This window comes from Luteimonas soli (assembly GCF_042648865.1).
In the GTDB taxonomy this organism is placed as follows: domain Bacteria; phylum Pseudomonadota; class Gammaproteobacteria; order Xanthomonadales; family Xanthomonadaceae; genus Luteimonas; species Luteimonas soli.
In genome coordinates this window covers 683,524-695,944 of the sequence record NZ_JBHRYA010000007.1, presented here as the reverse complement: position 1 = coordinate 695,944, position 12,421 = coordinate 683,524, and the positions used below count along the sequence as shown (strand labels likewise).

Annotated in this window: 12 protein-coding genes; 7 read left to right on the top strand and 5 right to left on the bottom strand. The window is 67.4% G+C overall.

From position 1 onward, the window contains the following. Window positions 1-23 precede the first annotated feature (23 nt). From ACFONC_RS10455 to ACFONC_RS10435, 5 genes are all read right to left on the bottom strand, one after another. On the bottom strand, window positions 24-824 hold the full coding sequence (locus tag ACFONC_RS10455) for a pPIWI-associating nuclease domain-containing protein (protein ID WP_386743835.1): 801 nt from the start codon (window positions 822-824) through the stop codon (window positions 24-26). 2 nt (window positions 825-826) lie between these two features. Beyond that, complete coding sequence (locus tag ACFONC_RS10450) at window positions 827-1,378, bottom strand: hypothetical protein (protein ID WP_386743833.1); 552 nt, start codon at window positions 1,376-1,378, stop codon at window positions 827-829. A gap of 82 nt (window positions 1,379-1,460) precedes the next feature. Continuing rightward, window positions 1,461-2,261 carry a TSCPD domain-containing protein gene (locus ACFONC_RS10445; RefSeq protein WP_386743831.1) on the bottom strand — a complete coding sequence of 267 codons (801 nt, stop codon included), beginning with the start codon at window positions 2,259-2,261 and terminating at the stop codon, window positions 1,461-1,463. A 115-nt stretch (window positions 2,262-2,376) separates the two neighbouring features. Beyond that, a complete protein-coding gene (locus tag ACFONC_RS10440) occupies window positions 2,377-2,910 on the bottom strand; it encodes a hypothetical protein (RefSeq protein ID WP_386743829.1) in 534 nt (177 codons plus the stop codon). Window positions 2,911-3,096: 186 nt separating this feature from the next. Beyond that, window positions 3,097-5,247 carry an adenosylcobalamin-dependent ribonucleoside-diphosphate reductase gene (locus ACFONC_RS10435; protein WP_386743827.1) on the bottom strand — a complete coding sequence of 717 codons (2,151 nt, stop codon included), beginning with the start codon at window positions 5,245-5,247 and terminating at the stop codon, window positions 3,097-3,099. Between the two features lie 773 nt (window positions 5,248-6,020). Here ACFONC_RS10435 and ACFONC_RS10430 point away from each other — a divergent pair. From ACFONC_RS10430 to ACFONC_RS10400, 7 genes are all read left to right on the top strand, one after another. Beyond that, the gene (locus ACFONC_RS10430) at window positions 6,021-7,457 is read left to right on the top strand and encodes a Do family serine endopeptidase (protein ID WP_386743825.1); all 1,437 of its coding nucleotides are present in this window, start codon (window positions 6,021-6,023) and stop codon (window positions 7,455-7,457) included. Between the two features lie 77 nt (window positions 7,458-7,534). Next, the gene (locus tag ACFONC_RS10425) at window positions 7,535-7,903 is read left to right on the top strand and encodes a hypothetical protein (protein ID WP_386743823.1); all 369 of its coding nucleotides are present in this window, start codon (window positions 7,535-7,537) and stop codon (window positions 7,901-7,903) included. Window positions 7,904-7,926: 23 nt separating this feature from the next. Beyond that, entirely contained in the window at window positions 7,927-8,415 is a 489-nt protein-coding gene (locus ACFONC_RS10420) for a phage holin family protein (protein ID WP_386743822.1), read from the top strand. Next, on the top strand, window positions 8,412-8,912 hold the full coding sequence (locus tag ACFONC_RS10415) for a protein sip-5 (protein WP_386743821.1): 501 nt from the start codon (window positions 8,412-8,414) through the stop codon (window positions 8,910-8,912). Before ACFONC_RS10420 ends, ACFONC_RS10415 begins: the two co-directional genes overlap by 4 nt. A gap of 39 nt (window positions 8,913-8,951) precedes the next feature. Next, window positions 8,952-10,052 (top strand): AI-2E family transporter, encoded by a 1,101-nt coding sequence (locus tag ACFONC_RS10410; RefSeq protein WP_386743820.1) that lies wholly within the window; start codon window positions 8,952-8,954, stop codon window positions 10,050-10,052. A 43-nt stretch (window positions 10,053-10,095) separates the two neighbouring features. Beyond that, a complete protein-coding gene (locus ACFONC_RS10405) occupies window positions 10,096-10,818 on the top strand; it encodes an HAD family hydrolase (protein ID WP_386743819.1) in 723 nt (240 codons plus the stop codon). Continuing rightward, window positions 10,815-12,200 carry a leucyl aminopeptidase family protein gene (locus tag ACFONC_RS10400; RefSeq protein WP_386743817.1) on the top strand — a complete coding sequence of 462 codons (1,386 nt, stop codon included), beginning with the start codon at window positions 10,815-10,817 and terminating at the stop codon, window positions 12,198-12,200. Before ACFONC_RS10405 ends, ACFONC_RS10400 begins: the two co-directional genes overlap by 4 nt. Window positions 12,201-12,421: the final 221 nt, after the last annotated feature.

Here is a 12,421-nt window from a genome sequence, read left to right as displayed (position 1 = left end):
TGACCCTTGCCCGCCTTTTCGTCTTACCTCACCTCTAACAGCTCTGATAGGACAACGCGAACAAGATCGAGGACTCGTAGCACCTCGTTTTTATCTGTTGGAGTGTGCGTTGAAACCGAAGAGCGCGTATAAACAGATCGAACGAAAGCTCCTATCGCTTCATCAACTGACCTAGTCGCGTCCTCTGTAGTCGCAGCTAATGCTTTCGATGTTTGGCGATTACGCAGTATAAATCTGACCTTCTGCTTCATGGTCGGACCTCGCGCATCTGGCTCATCCTTGTAGCCAGACATTGCCCTGACCTCATCATCAGGAGCAAGGCGATCTAGAACTTCACGCAGAGCTTCACGCAGGTCCGTAGCGGGGCCACGCCACGACAGCCTCTCTGGCTGACCTAAGTCTTGCAACGCCTGCTCATATGAGAGTGCGGCACTAGGCACCAATGCTCTTAGCGTAGTAATTATGCGGATATCAACGGGCGCCTTCTCCGGGCGATCGTTTTGCTGGTTGATAGATATCAACGTGCTATCGAGCTTAATGAGATGGCTCTTGGCCGCGCGCAAGAGCTCAATGTATGTCCTCGCCATCCCACGCTTGTGACATTCCTGCACAAGCTTCTGCATAGCAGAGTTCACCGCAGTGATATGGCTTTCGTCGCCCGACGGGTCAATTAGCGTGGGCCGTATATCCGAGAAGTATCGCTCCGCCAATCCACGCAATGCGCCCCGAACTTTTGCAGAATGAACCTGCCCGCCATTCAAAACGTTTAGCGCTTTTCTTTGCTTTTCAAGTTCGGCTATGAAACTTGTGACGTGAGTAGTCATTTCTACTCAGAAGCGCTAGGCAAATTATGCGCTACAAGGTTGTATCCAACAGCGTTCAACTTGTACTCACCACGAGAGACAACATCGAAGTACCCAGCTGCCTTTGCATCAGCAAGAATTTGATTAATTTTTCCGGGAAGTCTGAATCCAGCCTGCTTAAAGTACTTTTCAAGATCCTGGGTGTTAATCGTCTCTTTTCGTTCGTCAGCGTGAGCCAACTCCTGCACGTAAAATGCCACTACGCATGCCATTTGACGCGCACTTGTGGGCTTCTTCTGCTCCTTGAATGTACGGATATCGATCTGCTTGACTGGAGGCTGCGCTGCCGGCGTTGTCTTAATAGAGGAGGTGACAACGGGTTGTCTATCGCTCTGATCAGGATTCGCAAGATCAGGTCTTCGGGCTGCTGCAGAAGTACGAGTGTCCGCTAACGATATATCGAGTTGCATACATACAGCGGCTAATGCGGTTCGACGGGCTCCGTCATCTAAAGGCCCAAGTGCATTAAGAAGCTGGTCGATGGCTTGACCCAGGGTTGGTCGGTTGTCTGACATTGTCGCCCCCTTAAATAACCTGCTCTACGTCATGCAAGCCGTAGATCACATCATCACATCGGCTCGAACATCTCGGCGCGGCTCATCCGCATTTCGAGTAACCGCAGTTCAAACAAGTCGCACACCCGTCCATGATCACCACGGCCTTGGTGCTGCACTTGTGGCACATGGACGCGGACGGCGGGAAGGTGGCGCCGTCGCCGGTGACGGCGATGTCCTCGGCGGGGTCTTCCATGTTGGCGGTGTAGTCGATCGGCTCGGGCTTTTCGGCCTGGCCGCTTACGTCAGGGTTTTTTTTTGAGCGCTGTTCGTAGGCGGCGCGCTTTTCGGCGATCAGGGCCTTCTGGGCGGCGCTCATCTCGGGGTCGTGGATCATGCCGATGGACTTGAGGTGGTCCTCGATGATGCTGCCGAGCTCGGCGACCAGCGACGGCATGTACACGCCGCCGGCCTTGAAGTAGCCGCCCTTGGGGTCGAACACGGCCTTCATCTCGTCGACCAGGAAGGTGACGTCGCCGCCCTTGCGGAACACGGCGCTCATGATGCGGGTGAGCGCGACGATCCACTGGAAGTGTTCCATCGACTTGGAGTTGACGAAGATCTCGAACGGGCGGCGCTGCTCGTGCTCGGTGCCGGCGTTGAGCACGATGTCGTTGATCGTCACGTACATGGCGTGCTCGACCAGCGGCGACTTGATCTTGTAGGTGCTGCCGATCAGCATCTCCGGGCGCTCGATGCGCTCGTGCATCTGGATCACTTCGGCCGTGGGTAGTTCGGACTCGGCCTTCTCGCGCGCGACGGAGGTGCCGGTGGCGGCCTTTTCCTTGTCGTCGGCGCCGACGACGGCGTATCCGGTGATTTTCTTTTCGATCTTGACGGCCATGACGCGGTTCCTGGTGTGCTGTGTTTGTGGGGCGTGGTGCGGGTGGGGGTCGGGCAAGGAGCGGGGCCCTCACCCCGACCCCTCTCCCGCTTCGCGGGAGAGGGGCTTTCAGCGGTTACTTCTTTTTTGCGGCCTTGCGGGGGGCGGCTTTCTTTGCCGCCTTGCGCGGGGCTGCCTTCTTCGCTGCCTTGCGCGGTGCCGCCTTCTTCGTGGCCTTCTTCACCGACGCCTTCTTCGCGGCCTTGCGTGGCGCGGCCTTCTTCGCCGTCTTCTTCGCGCCGGTCTTCTTCGCCGGCGCCTTCTTCACGGCCTTGCGCGGGGCTGCCTTCTTCGCGGCTTTCTTCGCCGGCTTCTTCTTGGCGGCCTTCTTGCCGGCGCCCTTCTTCTTCAGCGCGGAGGCTTCGGCCTTGGCCGAGGCGCTGGCCGAGGCGAGCGACTTCTTCGCCTTGGTCACGCGCTTGGTCACGGCCTTCTTCGCCTTGCCTGCGGTCTTGCTGACTGCCTTCTCCGCCTTTTTCGCGGTCTTCTTCGCCGACTTCACCGCCTTGCTCGCGCGCCGGGTCACGGCGCTGCCGATTTCCTTCGCCTTGTCGGCGACGGTTTCGGCGGCAGTGGAAAGGGTCGCGGTGACCCCGTTGCCGTTGCTCATTGTGTTTCCCTCGTCAGGTCTGTTACGGGCGGGGCGCCCGCCGGCGAAATGTAGCGCGAAGTTCGGGGCGTGTATGCAACGGTGGCAAGCCGGTTGCGGTCACGGGTTTCCGGGGTGGGGACGCGGGTGCCTGCTCAACCCCTCCCCGGCCCTCCCCTGCCTTCGCAGGGGAGGGAGCAAGGCGGATCAGAACTTGCCGTAATACCCTTCCTTCAGGGCGTCGAACAGGTTGGCGGCGGTGTGCATTTCGCCGTCGTATTCGATCTGTTCGTTGCCCGGGACTTCCACCACGGAGCCGTCGTCGAGCTCGAAGCGGTAGGTGGTGCTGGCCAGGTCGGCTTCCTTGACCAGCACGCCCTGGAAGGCGGCCGGGTTGAAGCGGAAGGTTGTGCAGCCCTTCAGGCCCTTTTCGTGGGCGTAGCGGTAGATGTCCTTGAAGTCCTCGTACGGGTAGTCGGTGGGGACGTTGGCGGTCTTGGAGATCGAGCTGTCGACCCACTTCTGCGCGGCGGCCTGGACGTCGACGTGCTCCTTGGGGGTGATGTCGTCGGCGGCGATGAAGTAGTCGGGCAGCTTCGAGGCCGGGTCGTCGCTGAAGGGCATGGCCTTGGCGTTGACCAGCTCGCGGTAGGCGAGCAGCTCGAAGGAGAACACGTCGACCTTTTCCTTCGACTTCTTGCCCTCGCGGATCACGTTGCGGCTGTAGTGGTGGGCGAAGCTGGGCTCGATGCCGTTGCTGGCGTTGTTGGCCAGCGACAGCGAGATGGTGCCGGTGGGGGCGATGGAGCTGTGGTGGGTGAAGCGGGCACCGGTCTCGGCCAGCTCCTCGACCAGCTCCGGGGCCACGGTGGCGATCTGCTGCATGTAGCGGCTGTAGCGCGCGTGCAGCTGCTTGCCTTCGATCTTCTGGCCCACGCGCCAGCCGTCGGCGGCCATTTCCGGGCGCTTGCGCAGCATCTCGGCGGTGACCTCGAACTGCTCGCCCATGATCGGCGCCGGGCCCTTCTCCTGGGCCAGCGACAGGCCGGTTTCCCAGCCGGCGACGGCCATCTCGCGGGCCACGCGCTCGGTGAACTCGCAGGACTGCGCCGAGCCGTACTTCATCTTCATCATGGTCACGGTGCTGCCCAGGCCGAGGAAGCCCATGCCGTGGCGGCGCTTGCGCATGATCTCGTTGCGCTGCTGCTCCAGCGGCAGGCCGTTGACCTCGACCACGTTGTCGAGCATGCGGGTGAACACGCGCACGACTTCCTTGTACTCGTCCCAGTCGAAGGAGGCCTTGTCGGTGAACGGGTCGCGCACGAACTTGGTCAGGTTGACCGAGCCCAGCAGGCAGGCGCCGTAGGGCGGCAGCGGCTGCTCGCCGCAGGGGTTGGTGGCGCGGATGTTCTCGCACCACCAGTTGTTGTTCATCTCGTTGACGCGGTCGATCAGGATGAAGCCCGGCTCGGCGTAGTCGTACGTCGAGACCATGATCATGTCCCACAGGTGCCGGGCCTTGATGTGGCCGTAGACCTTGCAGGCGACCAGGCCGTCGTCGCGGGTGACGTAGCCGGCGTGCTGCGGCCAGTCGCGCCAGACCACCTGCTCGGCGTTGGCCAGGTCGATGTCGCCGGTTTCCTTTTCGTTGATCGGGAACACCAGCGGCCAGTCGGTGTCGTTCTTGACCGCGTCCATGAAGCCGTCGGTGATCAGCAGCGACAGGTTGAACTGGCGCAGGCGCCCGTCCTCGCGCTTGGCGCGGATGAAGTCCTTCACGTCCGGGTGGCTGACGTCGAAGGTGCCCATCTGCGCGCCGCGGCGGCCGCCAGCGGACGACACGGTGAAACACATCTTGTCGTAGATATCCATGAAGGACATCGGGCCCGACGTGTACGCGCCGGCGCCGGCGACGAATGCCCCCCGCGGGCGCAGGGTGCTGAACTCGTAGCCGATGCCGCAGCCGGCCTTGAGGGTGAGCCCGGCTTCGTGGACCTTCTCGAGGATGCCGTCCATCGAGTCGACGATGGTCCCGGACACGGTGCAGTTGATGGTGCTGGTGGCCGGCTTGTGCGCCAGGGCGCCGGCGTTGGACGTGATGCGGCCGGCCGGGATCGCACCGCGGCGCAGGGCCCAGAGGAAGCGTTCGTTCCAGTATTTCTGCTTCTCGGCGTTGGGCTCGGCCTCGGACAGGGCCTTGGCCACGCGCTGGTAGGTGCCGTCGATGTCGGCGTCCACGGCCTGCCCGGCCTTGGTCTTGAGGCGGTATTTCTTGTCCCAGATGTCGGCCGAAGCCGGCTGCATCGGGATGTCCTTCGTGGTTGTGTTCTTCACGGCCTCGAGGCGCACGGTGCTCATGCTGGTTGGATCTCCTTCCTGATCGCTGGCCCGGGTCGTCCCGGGGCCTGTTGTTCTTGTCCGGTTGTTCTGGTGCGTTGGAACTGTTGCGTTGACGGGTGCCGCCGTTCCGTCCTGCCGCGCCGCCGGGGTGCCTGTGCGGCGACGGCAAAGCCGCGCCGCAGGTTTCGCGTCGCGCTGGAATTCAGCGGTTTTTGCCGGTGGATCCTGCTCCCATCGCGCACCACCCCCCGTGGTGTCGTGTTCACACGAAAACCCAGGCGACCCCCAATGCTTGGGCCTTACCTTCCCGGCCGACCCCAAGATGTTGTGGCCGACCGGGCATCCAAGCTAACCCTGCCCCGGAGCGAAGTCAACTGCTGGCAGAGGGTAATTTGTGACGCCGGTCCGGGGCGGATACGGGGGCGAGGGAATGGCGGATCGGAGCGGAATCCGGGGGCCGAAGGGTTGCGGGAATGGCTTCAAGTACGGGGCTCGGCCCCTCCCCCTGCGACGGCAGGGGGAGGCTGGAAGGGGGTGTCCACGGTTCGCGCTGATCCAGAAGGCACCCCTCCCCAGCCCTCCCCTGCCTTCGCAGGGGAGGGAGCCAAGCTCGCGGCTGAAGCCGCTCCCATAAGGGCGGTCGAGCCCCGCAGGGCGGGCTGCGGGGCGAACTTCATTGCCAATTCAAGGGTCCATGCGGAAACTGAACGCTTCAACGCGTCCCGGTCGGGCCGGGACGCCTTCCGCGCCGCACCGCACCGGCGCCGGACCTGGCCTCCGGAAGACACCACATGCACGCACCCTCGACCCGCAAGACCCTGCTCGCCCTGACCCTGGCCGCCGCCTTCGGCGGCTTCGCCGCGATCGCGATCCGCGCCGGCCTGGAGCAGCCCGCCAACGCCGAACCCGCCGCGCCGGCCACGGTGCCGGCCATCTCCGCGCTGCCCAGCGCGGTCGCCGGCCAGCCACTGCCTTCACTGGCGCCGATGCTGGAGAAGGTGACGCCGGCCGTGGTCAGCGTGCGCACGCGGCAGGTGGTGCGGGTCAGTCCGTTCGGCAACGATCCGTTCTTCCGCCGCATGTTCCCCGAGCTGACCCAGCAGCAGCTCAACCAGTCGCTGGGCTCGGGCGTGATCATCGACGCGGCCAACGGCTACGTGCTGACCAACCACCACGTGATCGAGGGCGCCGACGACGTGACGGTGACGCTGGCCGACGGGCGCACGGTGAAGGCCGAGTTCGTCGGCTCCGACCCGGACACCGACGTGGCGCTGATGCAGATCCACGCCGACAACCTCACCGCGATCCCGCTGGCCGACAGCGACGCGCTGCGCGTGGGCGACTTCGTGGTGGCGGTGGGCAACCCGTTCGGCGTCGGCCAGACGGTCACTTCGGGCATCGTCTCCGCGGTCGGCCGCAGCAACGTGCCGGGCGTGGGCTTCCAGAACTTCATCCAGACCGACGCCTCGATCAACCCGGGCAACTCCGGCGGCGCGCTGGTCAACCTCGCCGGCGAGCTGGTCGGCATCAACACCGCCAGCTTCAACCCGCGCGGTTCGATGGCAGGCAACATCGGCCTGGGCTTCGCGATCCCGTCGGACCTGGCCGCCAGCGTGATGCGCCAGCTGGCCAACGGCGGCGTGGTCCGCCGCGGCACGCTTGGCGTGGAAACCCAGGACGTGGACGAGCGCATCGCCAAGTCGCTGGGGCTGGACGTCGCGCGCGGCGCGGCGGTGACGCGCGTGTACGCCGACTCGGCCGCCGAGAAGGCCGGCCTGGAGCCGGGCGACGTGATCGTGGGCGCCAACGGCCAGCGCATCGACGACGGCGAGACGCTGCGCAACTTCCAGGGCCTGCAGGCGCCGGACGCGAAGGTGACGCTGGACGTGCGCCGCGCGGGCAAGCCGCTGCAGCTTTCGGCCACGCTGCGCGAGCAGCCGCGCGCGCTGGACGGAGCCACGCTCGACCCGCGCCTGGCCGGCGCCCGCTTCGCCGAGCTGCCCGAGGCCGCGCGCCGCCGCGGGATCAGCGGCGTGCTGGTGGAGGAAGTCGCGCGCGGCAGCCGCGCCGAACGCAACGGCCTGCGCCAGGGCGACGTGGTGGTCGCCGCCAGCAGCGGCGGTTTCGGCGACCTGCCCAGCTTCCGCGCCAGCGTCGGTGACGATCCGCAGTCGCTGGTGCTGCGCATCCTGCGCGGCAACAGCCAGGGCACGCTGCCGATGCGGTGAGCGGCCCCCTCACGCCTCGCCGACCCGGAATCGGCCATGATCCGGGGAACTGTCCGCCCCACCACCGGAGTCCAGCGATGAATCCCACCCACACCGACAACCTCAAGAGCAACCTCGGCGAGGCCAGCGACCACCTCAAGCAGGCCGCCGGCCACGCCAGCGAAGCCTTCCGCAGTGCCGCCAGCGTCGCCGGCGACGAGGCGCGCCTGGGCAAGGCGCAGGTGAAGGCGGATCTCGCCGACAGCGCGCTGTCAGGCATCGCCGCCATGGAGGAAGGCGCGGGCGCCGCACGCGAACAGGTCGACATGCTGATGGTCAAGGGCCAGGACCTGGTCGACAGCGCCGCCGACCTGATCCGCGAGCGCCCGATCGCCTCGTTCGGCGTCGCCTTCGCCGCCGGCTGGATCATCGCCAAGCTCGCCCGCAGCGGCGGCGGAGACAAGTAAGCCGCGGTCACAGGGGGAATGACGTGACCGAGCGCGAGCCGCAGGAACAATCCGGCAACGACACCGGCGACGGGAAGCCGCCGCACCTGGACGAAAGCGTGCGCCGCATCGGCGCCGCCGGCCGCGCGACGCTGGACTCCGCGCTCGACACCGGCCGCGCGCTGCGCAGGCTGGTCTCGGCCGACCTGGCGCTCGCGCGCAGCGCCATGGGCCGCGCGCTGGCCTGGGTGGCGGTGGCGATCGTGTTCGGCGCCTCGGCCTGGCTGCTGGTGATGGGCGTGCTGACCGCGCTGCTGCACTCACTGGGGCTGTCGTGGCTGGCGTCGTTCGCGATCTGCGCGGTGCTGAGCCTGGGCGTCACCGGCTTCGCGGCGTGGCGGGTCTCGGTGTTCTTCGACCACGCCGGCATGCACGCCACGCGCCGGCAGCTGGCACGCTTCGGGATCGGCGACGAGAACGACGACGAGGCGGACGAAGAAACTGCGCCGGCGCCGCAGGCGGGTGCGCAGTGAAGTTCGAGGCGATCCGCCGACGCGTCGAGCGCAGCGAGCAGCTGGTCGATGGCCGCGCACTGCAGACCGGCGTGCGCGCGGCCGCACTCAAGACCACCTGGCGCGAAAGCTGGACGCCGGCGCGGATCATCCTCGCCGGGCTGGCCGCCGGCTTCCTGGCCGGCCGCGCCGACCCGACCCGGGCGCTGAAGCAGCTGGGCAGCGGAGGCCGCTGGGTCCAGCTGGTCGGCGCGCTGTCAGGCCTGGCCGCATCGCTGCAGTCGAGCATCGCCGCGGCCGGCGCCGACGAGGCGGTGGATCGCGCCGACGATGCCGCCAACCAGGCCGGCGAGGCCGCGGCCGCCGCGCAGACGGCCGTCGACGGGGCCACGTCGGCACCAGCGGCCACCGACGCGCCGGAACCACTCCCGCGCAGCGACCGCCGTCGCCCCGACCCGACGTGGAACACGCCTCCGGGCGCGGCCGAGGCGGCGACCGAGATCTCCGAACAGCGCTGATCTTTCCACCCCTCTTCCCACCATCGACCGAGACATCGCTTGAGCGCGCAGGAACCGATCGCCACCGACGACGGCAGCGCCCCACCCGCGCCGCCGCCGCGCCCGCGCGCATCGACCGCGCTGGTCGTGCTGGCCACGCTGGCGATCGGCTACACGCTGTGGGCGGCGCAGGCGGTGCTGCTGCCGATCGCGCTGGCGATGTTCTTCGCCCTGGTCGGCAACCCGATCCTGCGCGGCCTGCGCAGGCTCTGGATCCCGCGCTTCCTCGGCGCGCTGTTGCTGCTGCTGGTGGGCCTGGCGGCCGCCGTGATGCTGGGCCGGCAACTCGTCGTCCCGGCCAGCGAGTGGGTGCAGCAGGCCCCGCGCGAACTGCGCCTGCTCACGCCCAAGATCAAACGCATGACCGAGCCGATGCAGCAGGCCAACCAGGCCGCACAGACATTCGCCCAGGTCACCAACAGCGACAGCAAGCCCGCCAAGGTGCAGGTGGTCACGATCCAGGACAGCGACCCGTGGAAGTCGCTGACCGCCACGCCGAAGATGATCGCCTCGGTCCTGGCCGTGGTCCTGCTGACCTACTTCTTCATGGTCTTCGGCGAGAACCTGCAGCGCAACGCAATCGCCCTGCTGCCCACGCGCCAGCGCAAGAAGATCACCGTCGACATCCTGCAGGCGATCGAACGCGAGATCTCGCGCTACGTGCTGACGATCACCCTGATCAACACCGCGCTGGGCATGGTCCTGGCCGGCGCGCTGTACTGGCTCGGCGTGGAACTGCCCGAGGCGCTGCTGTGGGGCACCCTGGCCACGCTGCTCAACTTCGCCCCCTACGTCGGCCCGCTGGTGGGCGTGGTGCTGATGCTGCTGATGGGCTTCATCACCTACGACGAAATCGGCCCGTCGCTGGTCCCCGCCGCGATCTACCTCGGCCTGCACACGCTCGAAGGCCAGATCATCACCCCGATCATCCTCGGCCGCCGCATGGCGCTCTCGCCGCTCATCCTGATCCTGGCGCTGATGCTGTTCGGGTGGTTGTGGGGAATCATCGGCCTGCTGCTGGCGGTACCGCTGCTGGTGTGCGTGAAGCTGGTGCTGGCGAAGATCGAGGGCATGGAGGGCTGGGCGCGGCTGCTGGAGTAGCGACTCCACAGCCCCGCGCGAGACGGCGGCGTAGAATGGATGTGTGAGCTTCCCTGTCCGTGCCATCACCCTCGATCTCGACGACACGCTCTGGCCGTTCGCCCCCATCGGCGAACGCATCGAGCGCGTGCTCGACGCGTGGATGCGCGAGCACAGCCCGGCCACCGCGCTGCGGTTCCCGGCCGCGGCGATGCGCGAGCTGCGCGAGCGCGTGTTCAGCGAAAACCCGCAACTGGCCCATGACCTCGGCGCGCTGCGCCTGCTGACCCTCGAACACGCGCTGCGCGAAAGCGGCGGCGACCCGGCGCTGGCCGGGGCCGCGTACGAGGCGTTCTACGAGGCGCGCAACCAGGTCGAGTGCTACCCCGACGCCATCGACGCGCTGGCCCGCATCGCCGCACGGGTGCCGGTCGCGGCGGTGACCAACGGCAACGCCGACCTCGACCGCATCGGGCTCGGCCACCACTTCCGCTTCAACTTGGGCCCGCGCGAGCACGGCTCGGCCAAGCCCGAGGCCAGCATCTTCCACGCCGCATGCATGCGCCTGGGTTGCGCCCCGGGCGAGGTGCTGCACGTCGGCGACCACATCGAGATGGACGTGCTCGGCGCCGCGCGCGCCGGGCTGCGCAGCTGCTGGATCGACCGCGAATCGCGCGACTGGCCGCACGACGACATCCGCCCGGACCTGCACTTCGACACCCTCTCCGCGCTGGCCGACTGGCTTGACGCGGCTTCGCCCCGACTTCCCAAGGCTGCCACCGCATGACCCTGCCCAACGGTTTCGCCGAGCGCGACCCCGCGCTGACGCTGCGCCCGCTGTACCTCGTCAACCGCGACGGCCTCGACGCCTGGCGCGAACGCCAGCCGCAGGCGCTGGTGCAGTGGATGCGCATGCACGGCTTCGACGCCACGTCCGGATCCCAGCTGACCCTGCCCGGCGGCGACGGCGCGCTGGCCGGCGCGGTGCTGGGCATCGGCGATGCGCTCGACCCGTTCTCGTACGCGCATGCACCGCAGGCCTTGCCCGGCGGACACTGGGAGATCAGCGGTGAACTCGATGCCGCCGCGCGCCGCGCGCTGCAGCTGGGCTGGGGCCTTGGCGCCTACCGCTTCACCCGTTACCGCGATGCGACGCGCATGCCGGCGCAGCTGGTCGCGGACGAGATCGACCCGGAAGTGGCCGACGTGCTTGCCGCCTGCCTGCGCGTGCGCGACCTGGTCAACACGCCGACCCAGGACATGGGTCCGCAGGAGCTGGAGGACGTCGCGCGCGACATCGCGCAGAAGCACGGCGCGAAGTTCGAAAGCATCGTCGGCGACGAACTGCTGGAACGGAACTTCCCCTCGATCCACGCCGTCGGCCGCGCATCGCACCGCGCGCCGCGGCTGATCCGCTTGGACTGGGGCGATGACGCGCACGAGCACGTCGTGCTGGTCGGCAAGGGCGTGTGCTTCGACACCGGTGGCCTGGACATCAAGGGCGCCGACGGCATGCGCAACATGAAGAAGGACATGGGCGGCGCCGCGCACGCGCTGGCGCTGGCCGAGCTGGTGATGGCGCGCAAGCTGCCGCTGCGGCTGACGCTGCTGGTGCCTGCGGTGGAGAACGCGATCGGCCCGGACGCGTTCCGTCCCGGCGAGGTGGTCGCCACGCGCAAGGGCGTGAGCGTGGAGATCGACAACACCGACGCCGAGGGCCGGGTGATCCTGGCCGACGCGCTGGCGCTGGCCGGCGAACTCGAACCGGCGCTGCTGCTCGACTTCGCCACCCTCACCGGCGCCGCACGCATCGCGCTGGGCCCGGACGTGCCGGCGCTGTACAGCAACGACGACGCGCTGGCCGACGCCTGGCTCGCCGCCGCCGCGCGCGTGCGCGACCCGATGTGGCGGATGCCGCTGTGGCGGCCGTACCTGCGCTACCTGACCAGCCACGTCGCCGACATCGCCAACGGCAGCTCCACCCGCATGGCCGGCAGCATCACCGCGGCTCTGTACCTGGAGCGCTTCGTGCCTGCCACGCAGCCGTGGGCGCACGTGGACGTGTACGCCTGGAACGACAGCGACCGCCCCGGCCGCCCCTGCGGCGGCGAGGCGCAGGGCCTGCGCGCGGCGTTCGAGATGCTGAAGCGCCGCGGCGCGGCGGCCTGACCCGCTGGCTCTCGCAGGAGCGGCGAAAGCCGCGCCTTTGCCTTTGTCGTTGCCTTTGCCTTTGTCGTTGCCTTTGATCTTCGGGCCCCCTCCGTAGCGGCGGAGCCGGCGGACAAGACCCGCAGAGCCTGCCCCGTACTTGATACGGGGGCGCCGCACAGGGATGTGCGGCGTTTTTCGCAGGGGCAGGATGCACCTTCGAAGAATCCCGCCGGCTCCGC

Excerpts from the sequence above, each read along its gene's own strand:
- ACFONC_RS10455 (WP_386743835.1), bottom strand. The coding sequence starts at position 824 with ATGACTACTCACGTCACAAGTTTCATAGCCGAACTTGAAAAGCAAAGA.
- ACFONC_RS10450 (WP_386743833.1), bottom strand. The coding sequence starts at position 1,378 with ATGTCAGACAACCGACCAACCCTGGGTCAAGCCATCGACCAGCTTCTT.
- ACFONC_RS10445 (WP_386743831.1), bottom strand. The coding sequence starts at position 2,261 with ATGGCCGTCAAGATCGAAAAGAAAATCACCGGATACGCCGTCGTCGGC.
- ACFONC_RS10440 (WP_386743829.1), bottom strand. The coding sequence starts at position 2,910 with ATGAGCAACGGCAACGGGGTCACCGCGACCCTTTCCACTGCCGCCGAA.
- ACFONC_RS10435 (WP_386743827.1), bottom strand. The coding sequence starts at position 5,247 with ATGAGCACCGTGCGCCTCGAGGCCGTGAAGAACACAACCACGAAGGAC.
- ACFONC_RS10430 (WP_386743825.1), top strand. The coding sequence starts at position 6,021 with ATGCACGCACCCTCGACCCGCAAGACCCTGCTCGCCCTGACCCTGGCC.
- ACFONC_RS10425 (WP_386743823.1), top strand. The coding sequence starts at position 7,535 with ATGAATCCCACCCACACCGACAACCTCAAGAGCAACCTCGGCGAGGCC.
- ACFONC_RS10400 (WP_386743817.1), top strand. The coding sequence starts at position 10,815 with ATGACCCTGCCCAACGGTTTCGCCGAGCGCGACCCCGCGCTGACGCTG.